Origin of the sequence: Methylobacterium sp. WL19, from assembly GCF_008040005.1 — a bacterium.
Classification (GTDB): domain Bacteria; phylum Pseudomonadota; class Alphaproteobacteria; order Rhizobiales; family Beijerinckiaceae; genus Methylobacterium; species Methylobacterium bullatum.
This window is the reverse complement of the sequence record NZ_VRVC01000111.1, coordinates 1-16594: the sequence shown is the minus strand read 5'-3', so window position 1 is coordinate 16594 and position 16594 is coordinate 1. Positions and strand designations below refer to the sequence as shown.

Annotated in this window: 15 protein-coding genes; 9 read left to right on the top strand and 6 right to left on the bottom strand. The window is 69.1% G+C overall.

What is annotated here, in order from left to right:
• The coding region (locus FV220_RS19095) for an ABC transporter ATP-binding protein (protein ID WP_147832885.1) at nucleotides 1–830 on the bottom strand (830 nt) is incomplete at its 3' end.
• A complete protein-coding gene (locus FV220_RS19090; RefSeq protein WP_018043200.1) occupies nucleotides 827–1519 on the bottom strand; it encodes a Crp/Fnr family transcriptional regulator in 693 nt (230 codons plus the stop codon). The genes FV220_RS19090 and FV220_RS19095, both read right to left, overlap by 4 nt.
• Nucleotides 1520–1929: 410 nt before the next feature.
• On the opposite strand from FV220_RS19090, the gene FV220_RS19085 reads away from it, so the two are divergent.
• On the top strand, nucleotides 1930–2808 hold the full coding sequence (locus FV220_RS19085; protein WP_147832884.1) for a UDP-3-O-acyl-N-acetylglucosamine deacetylase: 879 nt from the start codon (nucleotides 1930–1932) through the stop codon (nucleotides 2806–2808).
• 21 nt (nucleotides 2809–2829) lie between these two features.
• Here FV220_RS19085 and FV220_RS19080 read toward each other — a convergent pair whose 3' ends face one another.
• Nucleotides 2830–3765 (bottom strand): AEC family transporter, encoded by a 936-nt coding sequence (locus FV220_RS19080; RefSeq protein ID WP_147832889.1) that lies wholly within the window; start codon nucleotides 3763–3765, stop codon nucleotides 2830–2832.
• A gap of 106 nt (nucleotides 3766–3871) precedes the next feature.
• Here FV220_RS19080 and FV220_RS19075 point away from each other — a divergent pair, with 106 nt between their 5' ends.
• The 6 genes from FV220_RS19075 (at nucleotide 3872) to FV220_RS19050 (ending at nucleotide 11010) form a co-directional block, all read left to right on the top strand.
• Nucleotides 3872–5746, top strand: a complete 1875-nt coding sequence (locus FV220_RS19075; protein WP_147832883.1) for an ABC-F family ATP-binding cassette domain-containing protein — start codon at nucleotides 3872–3874, stop codon at nucleotides 5744–5746.
• A gap of 71 nt (nucleotides 5747–5817) precedes the next feature.
• Complete coding sequence (locus FV220_RS19070) at nucleotides 5818–6834, top strand: alpha/beta hydrolase (RefSeq protein ID WP_147832882.1); 1017 nt, start codon at nucleotides 5818–5820, stop codon at nucleotides 6832–6834.
• 73 nt (nucleotides 6835–6907) lie between these two features.
• Nucleotides 6908–7342 (top strand): heme-binding protein, encoded by a 435-nt coding sequence (locus FV220_RS19065; protein ID WP_147832888.1) that lies wholly within the window; start codon nucleotides 6908–6910, stop codon nucleotides 7340–7342.
• Between the two features lie 8 nt (nucleotides 7343–7350).
• Nucleotides 7351–8949: a peptide ABC transporter substrate-binding protein gene (locus FV220_RS19060; RefSeq protein WP_147832881.1), complete on the top strand. Its 1599-nt coding sequence runs from the start codon at nucleotides 7351–7353 to the stop codon at nucleotides 8947–8949.
• A 13-nt stretch (nucleotides 8950–8962) separates the two neighbouring features.
• Complete coding sequence (locus tag FV220_RS19055; protein WP_056149026.1) at nucleotides 8963–9886, top strand: ABC transporter permease subunit; 924 nt, start codon at nucleotides 8963–8965, stop codon at nucleotides 9884–9886.
• Nucleotides 9883–11010 (top strand): ABC transporter permease, encoded by a 1128-nt coding sequence (locus tag FV220_RS19050; protein WP_147832880.1) that lies wholly within the window; start codon nucleotides 9883–9885, stop codon nucleotides 11008–11010. The genes FV220_RS19055 and FV220_RS19050 overlap by 4 nt, the downstream gene beginning before the upstream one ends.
• A 293-nt stretch (nucleotides 11011–11303) precedes the next feature.
• Here FV220_RS19050 and FV220_RS19045 read toward each other — a convergent pair whose 3' ends face one another.
• Both FV220_RS19045 and FV220_RS19040 read right to left on the bottom strand, forming a co-directional pair.
• Nucleotides 11304–13028 carry a sensor domain-containing diguanylate cyclase gene (locus FV220_RS19045; protein ID WP_018043191.1) on the bottom strand — a complete coding sequence of 575 codons (1725 nt, stop codon included), beginning with the start codon at nucleotides 13026–13028 and terminating at the stop codon, nucleotides 11304–11306.
• 535 nt (nucleotides 13029–13563) lie between these two features.
• Nucleotides 13564–13818: a hypothetical protein gene (locus FV220_RS19040; protein WP_056149030.1), complete on the bottom strand. Its 255-nt coding sequence runs from the start codon at nucleotides 13816–13818 to the stop codon at nucleotides 13564–13566.
• A gap of 124 nt (nucleotides 13819–13942) precedes the next feature.
• On the opposite strand from FV220_RS19040, the gene FV220_RS19035 reads away from it, so the two are divergent.
• On the top strand, nucleotides 13943–15421 hold the full coding sequence (locus FV220_RS19035) for an MFS transporter (RefSeq protein WP_147832879.1): 1479 nt from the start codon (nucleotides 13943–13945) through the stop codon (nucleotides 15419–15421).
• A gap of 59 nt (nucleotides 15422–15480) precedes the next feature.
• Here the strand turns inward: FV220_RS19035 and FV220_RS19030 are convergent, their stop codons facing one another.
• Nucleotides 15481–15954, bottom strand: a complete 474-nt coding sequence (locus FV220_RS19030; protein ID WP_147832886.1) for a nucleoside deaminase — start codon at nucleotides 15952–15954, stop codon at nucleotides 15481–15483.
• Between the two features lie 139 nt (nucleotides 15955–16093).
• On the opposite strand from FV220_RS19030, the gene FV220_RS19025 reads away from it, so the two are divergent.
• The gene (locus tag FV220_RS19025; protein ID WP_026175827.1) at nucleotides 16094–16297 is read left to right on the top strand and encodes a CsbD family protein; all 204 of its coding nucleotides are present in this window, start codon (nucleotides 16094–16096) and stop codon (nucleotides 16295–16297) included.
• Nucleotides 16298–16594 lie beyond the last annotated feature (297 nt).

The following is a 16594-nucleotide window of genomic DNA, read 5'->3' as shown; positions in this document are numbered from 1 at the left end:
CCGGCGGCCGGGGCGCCCTCCCCGAGGGCGAGGACCGGACCGAGGGCGGTCTCGACCCGCACCAGCGCCCCGTCGGTTTCCCCGACCGTCCCCGGAATGAGGTTCACGTCGCCCAGCAGCCCGGCGACGAAGCGATTGACCGGCCGTTCGTAGAGCGTCTCGGGCCGGCCGATCTGGACGAGACGGCCCTTGTCCATCACGCCGATCCGGTCCGCGAGCGCCATGGCCTCGGAAGGGTCGTGGGTGACGATGACGAAGGCGGTGCCGAGGCGGCGCTGGATCGCGCGCAACTCCCCCTGGGTCTCCTCGCGGAGCCCCCGGTCGAGGGCGCCGAGGGGCTCGTCGAGGAGGAGCACCTTCGGTTCGCGCGCCAGGGCGCGTGCGAGGGCGACGCGCTGGCGCTGGCCTCCGGACAGGGTCTCGGGTGCCCGGTTCCCGAATTCGTCCATCCGCACCAGGCGCAGCAACGCGTCCACGCGGGCGGAAGCGGCTGAACGGCCGAGGCCTTTCAGCCCGTAGGCGATATTGCGCGCGACGCTGAGATGGGGAAACAGCGCATAGGACTGGAACATCATGTTCACCGGCCGCCTGTGCGGGGCGAGGCCGGTGAGATCGGTGCCGTCGAGGCGGATCGCCCCGCCCGTGGGCGTCTCGAACCCGGCGATCAGGCGAAGCAGGGTGCTCTTGCCGCAGCCGGAGGGGCCGAGCAGGCACAGGATTTCGCCCGACGGCATGTCGAGCGAGAGATCCGCCACCGCATCATGGGTGCCGAACGTCTTCGTCAGCCGTTGGAGGGTGAGGAACGGGACCACGGCGTTCCGCGCCGTCAATTGTCCTCGCGCAAGGCTTCGGCCACCCGCGCCTCCAGCAGGTCGGGCCGGCGGATGACGAGGGCGCCACGGGTCCGGTCGATCAGGCCATCGGCCGCCATCACGGTGAACTCGCGGGTCACCTGCTCGCGCCGGCAGCCGATGCGGGCGGCCAGCACGTGGTGATAGGGCGGCGGCGTCACCACCCGTTCGCCGTCGCCGCCGGCGCGCGGCACGGACAGGCGCAGCAACTCGGCATAGAGGCGGTGGCGCAGGTCGAGGAGCGCGTGTTCCATCAGCCGCGTGTTGAGTTCGCGCACGCGCTTGGCGAGCAGGCGGAACAGACGGTCGGCGATGGCTTCGGAGGCGAAGATCATCTGCCGGAAGATCGGGGCCGGGACGACACAGACCTCGCCGCGGGTCAGGGCGGTGACGTTGGCCGAGCGGCCGATTCCGTCGAGGGCCGCGAGCTCGCCGAAGAACGCGCCGCCCCGCATCTCGCCGAGGATCACTTCCTTGCCCGATTGCGAGCGGTTGAGGATGCGGACCTCGCCGGAGGCGAGGAAATAGACGTCGGTGGAGATGTCGTCGTAATCGACGAGGACTTCGTTCTCGTCGAACCGGCGCCAATGGCAACGGGTCTCGTAGGTCGACAGCTCGATTCCCGGCTCCTTGAAGAAGGGGATTGTCGCCAGCCGTCCTGCGGTCACGGGTATCGTCTCCTAAAGCGGGTGATCGTTAAGCTGCCGGTCCCGTGGGTCAACCCATTCCGGCGGCCCATCCCTACCAAAAAGTCGGTCCGCCGGATTTAGGGGTCCGCTGCGGCCCCGCGATCGCGCCGAGGAAAGCGCCCTCATCCTCGCGCGTAGTTTACCTGCCTTTGCGATCGAGCGGGGTTACGATAGGCGCACGCCGGAAATGAACACCCTGTCTCATGACAATCCCGGTTGATCGCTCCGGGAGCCGAGACGTGCTGGTAAGGTCAGCGTCATCGAGAGACGTCGCGGGCGCGACCCGTCAGCCGGGGCCACCCAGGATCGAGGCGGACGTCCCCTCGCCGTGGTGGACGCGAGACGTCGCGGCCAATTCCCCCGCCCCATCGATCCAGGCCGCGCACGACGTGGCGCCGGCGAGTGCGCGCCAACGGCAGGCGACCCTGTCCGCGAGCGTCCGTCTGACGGGCTACGGCCTTCATACCGGGCGCCGCGTCACGGTCACCGTCGCGCCCGCCGGCGACGACCACGGCATCGTGTTCCGACGCGATCTCGGCCGTGGCCGCACGGTGGATGTGCCGGCCCTGTGGACTTTTCGCGAGACGCAACCGCTCTGCACCGCCCTTCGCTCGCCCCACGGGCCCCTGGTCCGGACCGTGGAGCATCTTCTGGCCGCGCTCTACGCCCATCGCATCGACAACGCGCTGGTCTCCCTCGACGCGGAGGAACTGCCGATCTTCGACGGGGGCGCACTGCCCTGGTGCGAGGGTTTGCGCGCGAGCGGCCGGACCGAGAGCGACGCGCCGCTACGCAGCATCCGGGTGCTGCGGCCGGTCGAGGTCCGCCAGGACCACCGGACATTGAGGATCGCGCCGGCGGATGCGCTTCACCTCTCCGGTCGTCTCGAACTCTCGCGTTTCGACCCCATGCACTGGTCCGGCACGATCACCCCGGAGGTGTTCACCGAGCAGCTGGCTCCCTCGCGCAGTTTCGGGCGGGCCAAATGGGCGATTCCGGCCAAGATCTACGGCACGCTCCTGCGCAAGCCGCTGCTGCGGGGGGCGAACCTCTCTTCGACCGCCTGTATCGTCGGCGGGCGCATCATCGGCGGGATGACGGTGCCCGACGAGCCGGTGCGCCATCGCATGCTCGACCTCGTGGGCGATCTGGCGCTGGCGGGATACCCGATCCTCGGCCGGATCGAGGCCGCGCATACGGGGCACGAGCTGAACCACGCCCTGGTCGCGGCCCTGATGAACGATCCCGCCGCCTGGGAGCTGACCTGACCAGGGGGCCGCGGGGGCGTCTCAGCCGAGTCTGGCCAAGGCCAGCACGATCGCCAGGACGAGGGGGAGCGCCACCCCGGCGATCACGGTCTGGGTCGCCGTGATCCCTGCCATCAGCGGCGCGTCCCCGCCGAGCTGGCGCGATAGGATGTAGGACGACGAGGCGGTCGGCAGGGTCTGGAACAGCAGGGCCGTCACCGCGGCCGGCCCCTTGAGCCCCAAGGCGAGGCAGGCCAGGATCGTGGCGGTCGGCATCAGCCCGAACTTGATCAGGGACGCCACGGCGACCGGCCTGATCCAGCTTCGCGCCGATCCGAAATCGAGGGCGGCCCCGACGCAGAGCAGGCCCAGCGGCAGCGACGCCTGGCCCAAGGCTCGCAGCATCGGCTCGAGTCCCGGCGGCAGGCCGAGTCCCGAGGCCTGGAGCGCGATGCCGCCCAGGCTGCCGAGGACCAGCGGATTGAGGGCGATCTGCCGCGCGAGGCCGAGGGCCGAGGGTCGGCCCGCCGTGCCGAAACGGGCGAAGACCAGAACGCAGAGGACGTTGACCGTCGGCACGATCGCGGCGTTCGCCACTGCCGCCAGCGCGACGCCCTGGGCGCCGTAGAGACCCGCCGCCGCCGAGACCCCCACATAGTTGTTGAACCGGATCCCACCCTGGAACACCGAGGTGAAGGCCGGGCCGCCGAAGCCGAGGCGTGGCCGGGCCGCCAGCGTCAGGCCCGCCACCGCCAGGGTCGAGAAAACCAGGACCAGGGCGAGCGCACCCACCGGGACGTCGGCGAGGCGTGCGGTGGCGAGGCTGTCCAGGAGAAGGCTCGGCAGCAGCACGTAATAGGCGAGGCGTTCGGCCTGCGGCCAGAAGCCCTCGGCGAGGAAGCCGAGGCGGCGCAGGGCCGCGCCGAGACCTATGAGGAGCGCGATCGGAACGAGGGCGGCGAGAAGCGTCACGGTCATGGCGGCCGGATTACAGCGCTCCGCCCCCGCCGGATACGGCACCCTGCTGCCCTCGCCTCGTAACGCTCCCCTTGCAACCCTTGCCGCGCGCCGCCAGAAGCCTTCCATGCTCCGCGTCAACGACCTCACATACCGCATCGGCGAACGCCTGATCCTCGACGGCGCCACCTTCGTCATTCCGGACCGGGCCCGCGTCGGGCTCGTGGGCCGCAACGGCGCGGGCAAGACGACGTTGTTCAAGGCGATCCTCGGCGAGTTGCCCACCGAGGGCGGCACCGTCTCGATGCCAAAGGGCATGCGCATCGGCGCCGTGGCGCAGGAGGCCCCGGCCGGCCCGGAGACGCTGCATTCCGTCGTGCTCGCCGCCGATACCGAGCGGGCGCGCCTGATGGCGGAAGCGGAGCACGCCGACGGCCTGCGCCGGGCCGAGATCGAGACCCGCCTCGTCGATATCGAAGCGCATTCGGCCCCGGCCCGCGCCGCGGCCATCCTGCACGGCCTCGGCTTCGATGCGGAGGCGCAGGGGCGGCCCTGTTCCGACTTCTCGGGCGGATGGCGCATGCGCGTGGCGCTGGCCGCCGTGCTGTTCTCGGAGCCCGACCTGCTCCTCCTCGACGAGCCCACCAACTACCTCGATATCGAGGGCACGATCTGGCTCTACGACTACCTGGAGCGTTATCCGCGCACCGCCGTCATCATTTCCCATGACCGCGACCTGCTCGACGAATGCGTCGATCACATCCTGCATCTCGACCGCGGCAAGCTCAGTATCTATCGGGGTGGCTACACCTCCTTCGCCCGGCAGGTGGCCGAGAAGCGCGTGCTGCAGTCCAAGGCCAAGGCCAAGCAGGATGCGGAGCGTGCGCATCTCCAGAGCTTCGTCGACCGGTTTAAGGCGAAGGCCACGAAGGCGCGCCAGGCCCAGTCCCGCGTCAAGCGCCTCGCCAAGATGGAGATCATCGCCTCGGTGATCGAGGACGACGTACCGGCCTTCCGCCTGCCGAGCCCCGAACGTCCGCTCTCCCCGCCCATCGTCGCCATGGAGCGGGTACAGGCGGGCTACCCGGACCGCATCGTCCTGTCTGGCCTGAATCTCAGTCTCGCCCCCGACGACCGGGTCGCGCTGCTGGGCGCCAACGGCAACGGCAAGTCGACCTTCTGCAAGCTCATCGGCGGGCGCCTGCCTCCCTTGAGCGGCGAGATGCGGCGCTCGGGCAAGATGGAGGTGGCCTATTTCGCCCAGCACCAGCTCGACGAATTGCGCCCGGCCGAGAGCGCCTACGCCCATGTCCGCGACCTGATGCCGGACGTGCCGGAATCGAAGGCCCGGGCCGCCGCCGCCCGGCTCGGCTTCTCGGGGACCAAATCCGAGACGCCGGTCTCGCAGCTCTCGGGCGGTGAGAAAGCGCGCCTGCTGATGGGGCTGGCGGCCTTCAAGGGGCCGCATCTCCTCATCCTCGACGAGCCCACCAACCATCTCGACATCGAGAGCCGGCAGGCCCTGGTGGAGGCGATCAACGACTACGAGGGCGCGGTCATTCTGGTGAGCCACGACCGCTTCCTGGTGGAGGCCTGCGCCGACCGGCTCTGGCTCGTGGCGAACGGCAGCGTGAAGGCCTTCGACGGGGACATGGACGATTACCGCCGCTTCGTCCTCGCCGGCCCCGAACGCGAGGCTCAGACGAGCGCGTCCGAGGCGACCGGCGGGGTGAAGGCGCTGGAGCGCCGCTCCAACGCCGACCGCCGCGTGGCTCTGGCCCCCCTGCGCAAGAAGCTGGAGGCCGTCGAGGCGCGGATGAAGAAGCTCACCGACGCCATGACCAAGATCGACGCGGCGCTCGCCGACGGCACCGCCTTCCAGACCAATGCCGCCAAGGCCGGAGAACTCGCAAAGATGCGCTCCGACGCCGCCGCCGCCCTGGAAGCGGCGGAGGAGGAATGGCTGGAACTCAGCGGCGAGATCGAGGGCGCGACGGCGTAGCGAGGGGTAAGCCTGGATCGACCGGGCAGCCTTCGCGTTTCCCGCAGACGATTCCCTACCCGGACGAGACGATGACCGCACCGATCCGCCGCGACAGGCCTGCATCCCGCGTGAGCCTCGCCGCCAAGCTCGCTCTCCTGCCCCTCGGCGCGGCGGGCGCCTGGATCGCATGGAGCCGGTTGGGGATCGACCACGATCAGACGTTGCATCCCGCCCTGCCGGGACGACACGAGCGCCTGGAAACGCCGGCCGGGGATATCGGCCTCTATGGCGACGCCACCGCGCCGGGCGTTCCGCTGCTGCTGATCCACTCGGTCAACGCGGCGGCGAACGCCTATGAGATCCGACCGCTCTACCGGCATTACGCGGGGAGCCGCCCGGTCTATGCCCTCGACCTGCCGGGCTTCGGTTTCTCGGAACGCAGCGACCGGGGCTACACGCCCCGCCTGATGTCCGATGCGATCCAGGCCGTCACCGCCGAGATCCGTGCGCGACACGGCGGCGGGAAGATCGATGCGGTCGCCCTGTCCCTGTCCTGCGAATACCTCGCCGCCGCCGCTCTCGAGGCGCCGGGCGATTATCGCAGTCTCGGCCTCGTCAGCCCCACCGGCTTCGATTCCCGCTTCGTCGGCCGACACCGCGAGCGGACCCGTCACGGCGGCGCCGTCGCCCGCGCCATGCTGAACGCGCCGCTCTGGGGAGAGCCGCTGTTCGATCTCCTCGTGAGCCGGCCGAGCATGCGCTTCTTCCTGGAAAAGACCTGGGGCTCGAAGGACATCGACGAGGGCCTGCTCGCCTACGATCACGCCTCGGCGCATCGTCCGGGCGCGCGGCATGCGCCGTTCTCGTTCCTGTCCGGTGCCCTGTTCCCAGACGCGCCGGGGCGGTTCTACGAGGCGCTCACCCTCCCGGTCTGGATGATCCACGGGGTGCGCGGCGATTTCGTCGATTACCGCCATGCCGACCGTGTCGCCGGCCGCCCGAACTGGACCGTCGACGTCCTGCCCACCGGGGCCTTCCCGCATTTCGAGGATCTGGCGGCGGTGACGCGGCACTACGATGCGTTCCTGGCCGACAGCGAGGGGTGAGGCCGGGGCTGGTCCGGCATCGACGGCCGGGCTACGTCCGGTATGACCCGTGACCTCATCCCCCGGTAAGCCGATGCCCGACCTGACCCTCGCCGCCGCCCAGACCATCGTCGCCACCGCCCTCGAGACGGCGCGCGGGCACAGCCTGAAGCCCCTCGCGGTGGTGGTCTACGATGCGCGCGGCGCGCTCAAGGCCATGGCCGCCGAGGACGGCACGTCCCTGCGCCGGGCGGAGGTCGCCATGGGCAAGGCCAATGGCTGTCTGGCGCTGGGCCTCGGCGGGCGCGCGATCCACAAGCGGGCCGAGGAGCAGGCCTATTTCGTGGCGGCCGTGAGCCATCTCGTCGGTCCCGCCGCGCTGGTGCCGGTGCCGGGCGGTGTCCTGATCCGCGATGGCGATGCGGTCATCGGCGCCGTCGGCATCTCGGGCGATACCTCCGACAACGACGAACTCTGCGCGCTCGCCGGGATCGAGGCGGCCGGCTTCACCGCGCAGACCGGCGCCTGAGCGCCGCCATGCGCATGGACCGGCGCGCCTGCCTTCTCGGCGGCGGCGCCCTGCTCGTGGCAGGAACCGGTCCGGCGCGTGCGGCGGCCTCGCCCGTCTACCGGCGCGGCAACGATGCCGATCCGGAAACCCTCGATCCGCACAAATCCTCCACCGTGGCGGAGGCGCATATCCTGCGCGACCTCTACGAGGGGCTGCTGACCTACGACAATCACGGCGCCATCATCCCCGGCGCGGCGACGCATTGGACCGTCTCCGACGACGCCCTGACCTACACGTTCCACCTGCGCGAGAACGGACGATGGTCGAACGGCGATCCCGTGGTGGCGGCGGATTTCGTCTTCGGTCTGCGCCGGATTCTGAACCCCGCGACGGCGGCGAAATATGCCGAGGTGCTGTATCCGCTCAAGAACGCCCGCGCCGTGAACCAGGGTGAGGCCGCACCCGAGACGCTCGGCGTGACCGCGCCGGATGCCCGTACCCTCGTCGTCACCCTCGACCGGCCGACGCCCTACCTCCTCGAACTTCTCACCCACCAGACTTCGCTGCCGGTCCACCCGCCCTCGATCGCCCGGTTCGGCGATGCCTTCACCCGGCCGGGCAACCTCGTCAGCAACGGTGCCTACGCCCTCGTGGACATGGTGCCGAACGACCGCATCACCTTGCGGCGCAACCCCTATTTCCATGCGGCGGCCGGCGTCTCCATCGAGACCGTGGCCTTCCTGCCGACGCCCGACCTGTCCAGCGCGGTCCGCCGCTACGCCGCCGGCGAGATCGATTCCCTGGCCGATCTGCCGGGCGACCAGATGGCCTCCCTCAAGGCGAGGTTCGGCGATCAGGTCGTCCTCGGCCCGTCGCTCGGGCTCTATGCCCTGGCCGTCAACACCCGAAAGCCCCCCTTCGACGACGTCCGCCTGCGCCGGGCGCTGTCCCTGGTGATCGACCGGGAGTTTCTGGCCGAGAGGCTGTGGGGCGAGACCATGGCGCCGGCCTATTCCCTGTGCCCGCCGGGCCTCGACAATTACCGCACGCCGCCGGAAATCGAAGGCCGCAGCGCCACGCCGATCGACCGCGAGGAGGAGGCGCGGTCGTTGCTCGCCGAGGCCGGGTTCGGCCCGGGCGGCAAGCCCCTCCGGGTCGAGTATCGCTTCAACAGCACCGACAACAACCGCAACACGGCAGTCGCCATCGCCGACATGTGGCGGGGCATCGGCGTCGACACGCGCCTCGTCTATACCGATGCCAAGACCCATTTCGCCTATCTGCGCGACGGCGGCGATTTCGATGTCGCCCGCATGTCCTGGGTCGCCGATTACTCCGATCCGCAGAACTTCCTGTTCCTGCTGGAGACCGGCAATGAAGGGGTCAACCCCGGCCGTTACGGCAATCCGAACTATGACGGGCTGATGCGCGAGGCGGCCGCCGAGCGGGATCTCGGCAAACGGGCCGACCTCCTGTTCCGGGCCGAGACGATCATGCTCGACGATTTGCCGTGGATCCCGGTGCTCCACACCCGGTCGAAGGCGCTGATCTCGCCCCGTCTCACCGGCTATCACCCGAACCCGCGCAACGCGTCGCCGACGCGCTTCCTGAGGCTCGAACCGTGAGGCCGGCGGCGGCATGATCGGCCTCATCCTGCGCCGCCTCGCCCAGGCGGTCCCGACCCTGTTCCTCGTGGTCACCGGCAGCTTCTTCCTGATCCGCCTCGCCCCCGGAGGGCCGTTCGACCTGGAACGTCCGCTGCCGCCGGCGGCGATGCGCAACCTCGCCGCCATCTACGGCCTCGATCAGCCGCTGATCGTCCAGTACGGGCGCTATCTCGGCGCGCTGATGCGGGGCGACCTCGGCCCGTCCTTCTCGTTCCGCGATTTGACCGTGGCCGACCTGTTCGCGCGCGGCCTGCCCGTCTCCATGACCCTGGGTGGCCTCGCCCTCGTCCTGGCGCTGGCCTGCGGGATCGGCTTAGGGAGCTGGGCCGCTCTCCGTCGCGGCGGATGGATCGACCGGACCATCGGCCTTCTTGCCGGGCTGACCCTGGCGGTGCCCAACTTCGTCGTGGCGCCGCTGCTCCAGATCGTGTTCGGGCTGACCCTGCGCTGGCTCCCCGTGGGAGGCTGGGAGGGCGGCGCGCCCTCGCATCTCGTGCTTCCCGTCCTCACCCTCGCCCTGCCGCAGATCGGCGCCATCGCCCGCCTGACGCGGGTCTCGCTCAACGAGACCCTGAACGCCCAGCCGGTCCGCACCATGCGCGCCATGGGCCTGCCGCCCCACCGCATCGCCCGCCATGCCCTGCGCGGGGCGCTGCTGCCGGTGGTGTCCGTCCTCGGGCCGACCGCCGCCGCGCTGCTCACCGGCTCCGTCGTGGTGGAGACGGTCTTCGGCCTGCCCGGCATCGGCCGCGCCTTCGTCGACGGGGCGCTCAACCGCGACTACACCCTGGTGATGGGGACCGTGGTGCTGGTGGCCGTGTTCGTCACCCTCCTCAACATCGTCGCCGACATCGTCTGCGCCCTTCTCGATCCGCGCCTAAGGACGGCCCGATGAGGCGCGCATGGACCCGGTTCGCGCGCAATCGCGGCGCCCTCGCCGCCCTCGTGTTTCTCATCGCGATGACGCTCGCCTGTCTCGTCGGGCCGCGTCTCACCGGCCACGAGCCGGGGCGGATCTACCCCGACCTCGTGCGCACCGCGCCGGGCCTCGCCGCCCATCCCGGACCCGACGAAATCGCCCCCGCCCTCACCCGCCTCGCCTTCCGCATGCGGCTCGCGGTCTCGGACATCGCGGTCACCGGCGACACGGTCCGCATGGTGTTTTCGGTGATCTCCAAGCCCGACGATGCCAAGCCCAACGATGCTAAGTCCTTCGATACGAAGCCCATCGACGAACGGGTCCTGGTCTACCTGCCCCGCTCGGACCTGTTCGGCCCCGCCTCCATCGTCGAGCGCCGGGACGGGGGGCGCCGCCTCGTGGTCGAGGCTCCCCTGCGCCGCCTGCGCTTCCTCATGGGCACCGACATGCTGGGGCGGGACGTCCTCACCCGGAGTCTCGTCGCCGGGCGGGTCTCCCTCCTCATCGGGGCCGTCGCCACGGTCGTGGCGCTCCTCGTCGGGGTCGCCTACGGAGCGCTCGCCGGCTATCTCGGCGGCGTGGCCGACGCGGTGATGATGCGCGTCGTCGACATGCTCTACGCGCTGCCCTTGGTCTTCTTCGTGATCATGCTGCTGGTGTTCTTCCGCTCCGGGCTGGGGCTCATCCTGGTGGCCATCGGCGCGGTGGAATGGCTCGACATGGCCCGCCTCGTCCGCGCCCAGACCCTCTCCCTGCGGCATCGCGATTTCGTCCGCGCGGCCGAGGCCCTCGGCTTGTCCACGGCGGCGATCCTGCGCCGACACATCGTCCCGAACACCCTCGGCCCCGTCACGGTGGCGGTGACCCTCCTCGTGCCCAAGGTGATCCTGCTGGAGAGCTTCCTGTCGTTCCTCGGCCTCGGGGTGCAGGAACCGGCCACGAGCTGGGGCGCCCTCATCGCGGAGGGCGCGCGCGCCCTCGAATCCGCCCCGTGGATGCTCGCCGGCCCCGCCGCCTTCCTCGTCTCGACGCTGGTGGCCCTCAACGTCCTCGGTGACGGCCTCGGCGACGCCCTCGATCCCCGGATCGCCGGCAGGTGACGGCCTCGGGGCCGTGGCCCTACGGGATACGCACATCTGCTCGACGGACGTGTCTCTACCCATGAGGGTTCGGCATGAGGCGCGACGGGCTCCCTCTCCCGTTTGGGAGAGGGTTGGGGTGAGGGGCGTGGACTCACCGAAAAGGTCACACGTCACCCTGTCCCTCTCCTTCCAGGAGAGGGGACCCGTGGTGCCCGCGAGATGCGGGAATGCCGTAGGCCGTGGCCTGAGGGAAACAGGCATGGATCCCGCCGTCCTCGAATTTGGGGCGGGCAGGGAGCCCCGAGAACTGGCTATGCCACCGATCTCAGGTCGGCGATGTCCGCCGTGAAGGTGTGGATGCAGTTGCGTCCCCGCGATTTCGCCTCGTAGAGGGCACGGTCCGCGCGCTCGATGGTGTGGTCGATGTCCTTGTCGGACGAGTCCGCCTCGGCGATGCCGATGCTGATCGTCGCCAGAAGGCGATTGTTGTCGGGCTCGAACACGGTGCTGGCCACGCTCTGGCGAATGCGCTCCGCGATCAGCGCCGCGCCGACGGCGCTGCTGTCGCCGAGCAGGACGATGAACTCCTCGCCGCCGAAGCGCGCGACCTTGTCCGTCGTCCTGATGGTGTCGCTGATGATGGAGCCGACCTTGCGGATGACCACATCGCCCGCCGGGTGGCCGTAACGGTCGTTGACCCGCTTGAAATGGTCGATGTCGATCATCAGCACCGCAATGGGGCGGCGGTAGAGCTTGAAGGCGTTCAAGGCTTCCTTCGCGAGGGGAAGGAACGCGCGCCGGTTGAGGAGGCCCGTGAGAGCGTCCTTGTTGGCGATGAGCTGCAGGGCGTGGAGGTCGTCGCCGATGCGCCTGACCCGGTCCTGCGCGGCCTGCACCGCCCGGGACGCTTCGGTCTCGACGTCTCGCGCATCGGACTCGGCGGTGCCGATCCGTCTCAGCAGCGACCTGACGGCGGCGGACAGGCGCAGCACCTCGGGCGAGCCATGGACCCGCTCCGTCATCGTCGCATTCGGCTCGCGGCCGATCCGGTCCACCGCATCCGTGAGGTTCACGAGCGGGCGGCTCAGGCGCGTCACCACCAGGAAGATGCCGAGAACGCCCACCGCACCCGCGCCGAGGCCGATCAGGGTGATGAGGAGGGTCAGGCGATTGGCTCCCGCGAGCGCCGTATCCTCCGGCTGGAGGGCGACCACGATCCAGCCGAGACCGCTGTAGTCGCCCCGGCCGCGGGTGGCCGAGACGGCGGCGAGCCGTTTGCCGTCCGGGCCGCTCGCGATGAAATGTCCCGCCGCGAGATCGGCGGGGGAGTAGGGTGTGGTCCCGAGGTCCGGCCCGAGGAGCACGCGGCCGGTCCGGTCGAGGACGACGATCTCCTCCTTCAGCTCCGGCCTGCGCGAGGACAGGACTTCCCGTCGCACCACGTCCGCCCAGCTCCAGCTGAGATGGCTTCCCAGGACGCCGATGATCCGGCCCGACGCATCGGTGACGGGAGATGCGAAATCGACGAAGCGGAACGGGGTCTTGTCCCCGCTGGGCTTGAGCAGGCTCTGCAGCAAGGCCGCGACGTGAACGTCCTCGGCGACCGCGCCCTTCATCCCATCGATGAACCAGGGACGCTGGCCGACATTCGCGCCTTCCAGGATGCCGCCGGTCGCCGCGCGGACTTTCCCGGTCTCGTCGGCAAAGCCGATCCAGGCATAGTCCGGAAGGGTTTTCTGCATCGTCTGCAGCACCTTGCGCAGACTTCCGGTCTCTTCCATCCAGTGGGGCTGGAGCGGATCGAGGGCCGCCACGTTGCGAATCTCGCGCAGGCGCTCCGCCATGTCCTGGTCCAGGCGATCGGCGACGGAGCGGGCCACCTGCAGCAGGGCGTTCTGGGCCATATCGGTGGCTTGCCCGCGCGCCAGGAGCGCGGAGCCCAATGTGCTCGCGGCTACGATGGACAGGCCGACCGCACCGGCGAACAAGCTGATCTGGTGCCGCAGGGATATCTTGTCGGCGAGCCGTCCCAGCATCGATCCTGACCCTCAATCAGACCCGACCCTGCAACTCATAGGCTTGCGAGAACGTCAATCCATAGAGTCAATTTTTCGTATAAATGGCAGTTGTCGCATATCGGACATAGACGATTGGATGGTCCATTCGGCGGTGGTCGAGCATTGCAGGGCGACTGCAGTCACACTTTAATCTATTGACGATGATACTATCAGTATATTTGCAATATGTAATCTTTAGGATGCTATTTTCATCATAGGTTTATCTAGGATGCAGTTGCTTCTATCTATATGTTCGCAGTCATATGTAAATCGCTCGCATCAAGGCAATGTAGGGCAGCTGATTTGAGTCATTCAACAGCATCAATATTTTGATTATTGAGTTTGCTTCATCATCTACCGTTGCCCCGGTCGTATTGCGCTGTAGTGGCGAGCCGCCATTGAGGCGCGCGAACCAGTCGCTCTTTGCCGGGCGGAGCGGCCGCCGAATGGTCGACCCAAGGTGGAGGCTCGTATCCGCGCCGTCGGCGCGCGCCTGCGCGGCCGGGCCGGATGCTCACCGGTCGGCCAGGAGGCCGGGATAGACCACCCGCACCGTGCGCCGCTCCGCCGGGATGTCGGCGCTCGGGCGGTCCTTGATCGCCGCACCGGTACTTCCCGTCGTCGTCACGTCGGCGGGGCGCAGGCGCCAGCCTTCGGCGCCGCGCGGCGGCCTGTGTGACGCCTCATTGGCGCGCAGCGGCGGCGGCGCGAGCGCGGCACCCGTAAGCACCGTGGTGGCGAGAATGGCGGAGAGGAGGCGGGGATTCATCGGTCGAGGCACCCGGAGACGCATGCTCCGAGTGAAGCGTGAACAGGTAAAGACGCCGACGGAACCGCGAGGCTTGGCCGTTCATTGCCAACAACATTCGTGTCCGAGAGTTAACGAGGCGTCGATGACGAGTATGGTCGAGGCAAAGCCGGGCTCCGCCCCGCCGGAGCGGGTTCCGATGGGCACGGTGATCGACACCGATATTTCCGCTCGTCTCGACCGGCTGCCCTGGGGACGCTTCCACATCCTCGTCATCGTGGCGCTGGGCATCACCTGGGTGCTCGACGGCCTCGAAGTCACCCTGGCGGGCTCTCTCGTGGGGGCCCTGCGGGCCGAGCCCATGAGCTTCACCGAGTTCGATATCGGCCTGGCGGCGAGTTCCTACCTCGTCGGCGCGGTGGTGGGGGCGCTCGGCTTCGGCTGGCTCACCGACCGGATCGGCCGCAAGAAGCTGTTCTTCATCACCCTGGCCCTGTACCTCGCCGCCACCGCGGCCACCGGCCTGTCCTGGAACATCTACAGCTTCTGCATCTTCCGGTTCCTCACCGGCGCGGGCATCGGCGGCGAATACACCGCCATCAACTCCACCATCCAGGAACTCGTCCCGGCCCGTGTGCGCGGCTGGACCGACCTCGTCATCAACGGATCGTTCTGGATCGGGGCGGCCTTGGGCTCCTTCCTGTCCATCGCGGTTTTGCGCCCCGGCATGATCGACCCGGCCTGGGGCTGGCGCATCGCCTTCTTCGTCGGCGGCGGCATCGGCCTCGTGATCTTGGCTCTGCGGACATGGATCCCCGAGAGCCCGCGCTGGCTCGCCACGCACGGCTACGTCGCCGAGGCGGACCGGGTCGTCACCAGCATCGAGAAGCGCTTCACCGACGAGGGCATCACCCTGCCGCCGGTGGACGAATCCAAGCGGATGAAGCTGCGGACCCGCAGCCACACGCCGCTCAAGGAAGTCTTCGGCACCATGCTGGTCGGCTATCGCAAGCAGACCCTGGTGGGCCTCGCCCTGATGATCGCGCAGGCGTTCTTCTACAACGCGCTGTTCTTCACCTACGCCCTCGTGCTCCAGCGCTTCTACGGGGTGCCGGGGGACCATGTCGGCTGGTACCTGCTGCCCTTCGCGCTGGGCTCCTTCCTCGGCCCGCTGCTGCTCGGCCGGCTGTTCGACACGATCGGCCGCCGCCAGATGATCGCCTTCACCTACGGCATCTCGGCGGTGCTGCTCACCATCACCGGCTACCTGTTCAAGATCGAGGTGTTCGGTCCCGTGGGCCAGACGGCGGCCTGGATGGTGGTGTTCTTCTTCGCCTCCGCCGCCGCGAGCGCCGCCTACCTCACCGTGGCCGAGACCTTCCCGCTGGAGATCCGGGCGCTCGCCATCGCGGTGTTCTATGCGCTGGGCACCGGCATCGGCGGCGTCTCCGGCCCGCTCGTGTTCGGTGCCCTGGTGGAGACGGGGTCCCGCGACAACGTGCTGATCGGCTACGGCATCGGTGCCGCGCTGATGCTGACCGCCGCCATCGTCGGCGGCATCTGGGGCACGGCCGCAGAGGGCAAGTCCCTGGAAGATGTCTCGAAGCCGCTGGCGGCGGCCTGACGGCCGGGCGGTTCCGAGGCGCCCTCTCGGGCGTCTCGCGTCCGGGAAGGCTCCTGGCCTCAGCCCTCCCGCCGATCGCGAAAAAAATCGCGCAGGAGCGTGGCGGCCTCCGCCTCGCGCAAGCCGCCATAGACCTCCGGCGCATGGTGGCAGGTGGGCTGGTTGAACACCCGTGGCCCGTGTTCCACTCCGCCGCCCTTCGGATCGAGGGCCGCGAAATAGACCCGGCGGATGCGCGCGAACGAGATGGCGCCGGCGCACATCGGACAGGGCTCCAGGGTGACGTAGAGGTCGCAGCCGATCAGGCGCTCGTCGTCGATGGCGGCGCAGGCGGCGCGGATCGCCAGGATCTCCGCATGGGCGGTGGGATCGCGCAGCGCGCGGGGGCGATTATGGGCGACGCTGAGGATCGCGCCCTCCCGCACGATCACGGCCCCCACCGGCACCTCTCCTTCGTCGGCCGCGCGGCGGGCGGCATCGAAGGCGAGGCTCAGAGGGTCGGTGGCGGTGCTGGGGGAGAGGGGGGCATTCACTGTCGTCGAACCCAAGATCTGTCTTCATCGAGAAACCCGGCGGGTCGAGATCCCGTGATGGCCCGGCAGGAACATCGCGGCGATGGAGCCGTTTCCTTACCGACGCGGCAAGGCCGCAGGATCTTTTCAGGAGCAGACGATGAGCAGCACCACCGACAAGATCAAGGGTCTCGCCAACGAAGCGGTCGGCAACGTGAAGCAGGGCATCGGCAACGCCACGGACAACGACAAGCTCAAGGCCGAGGGCAAGGCCCAGGAACTGAAGGGCGAAGCCCAGAAGACCGTCGGCGATGCCAAGGACGGCGTCAAGAACGCCGCCGACACGGTGAAGAGCAAGCTCTGAGCTTCGGCACCGGATATTAGAGAAGGCGGCCGGGAGGCCGCCTTTTTCGTATGCGGCTGCAACGCCCCCTTGCGCGGCGGGCGGGCCGCTCCACGCGCAATCGCTCGCAACCTCGCCTCCGCTCTGTTATGGGGCTCGGATGAGCGACAAGACAGACGAACAGACGGGCGGGTCCGAGGACGCGCCCGAGACCAACAACGTTTCCGGCCAAGCGTGGTCCCCGGCGACCGATGCGGGTGTGCCCGGACCTTCCGCCGAAGAGCAGCCGGCTCCGCGCCGGGCCGCGCCCGCCAGGGG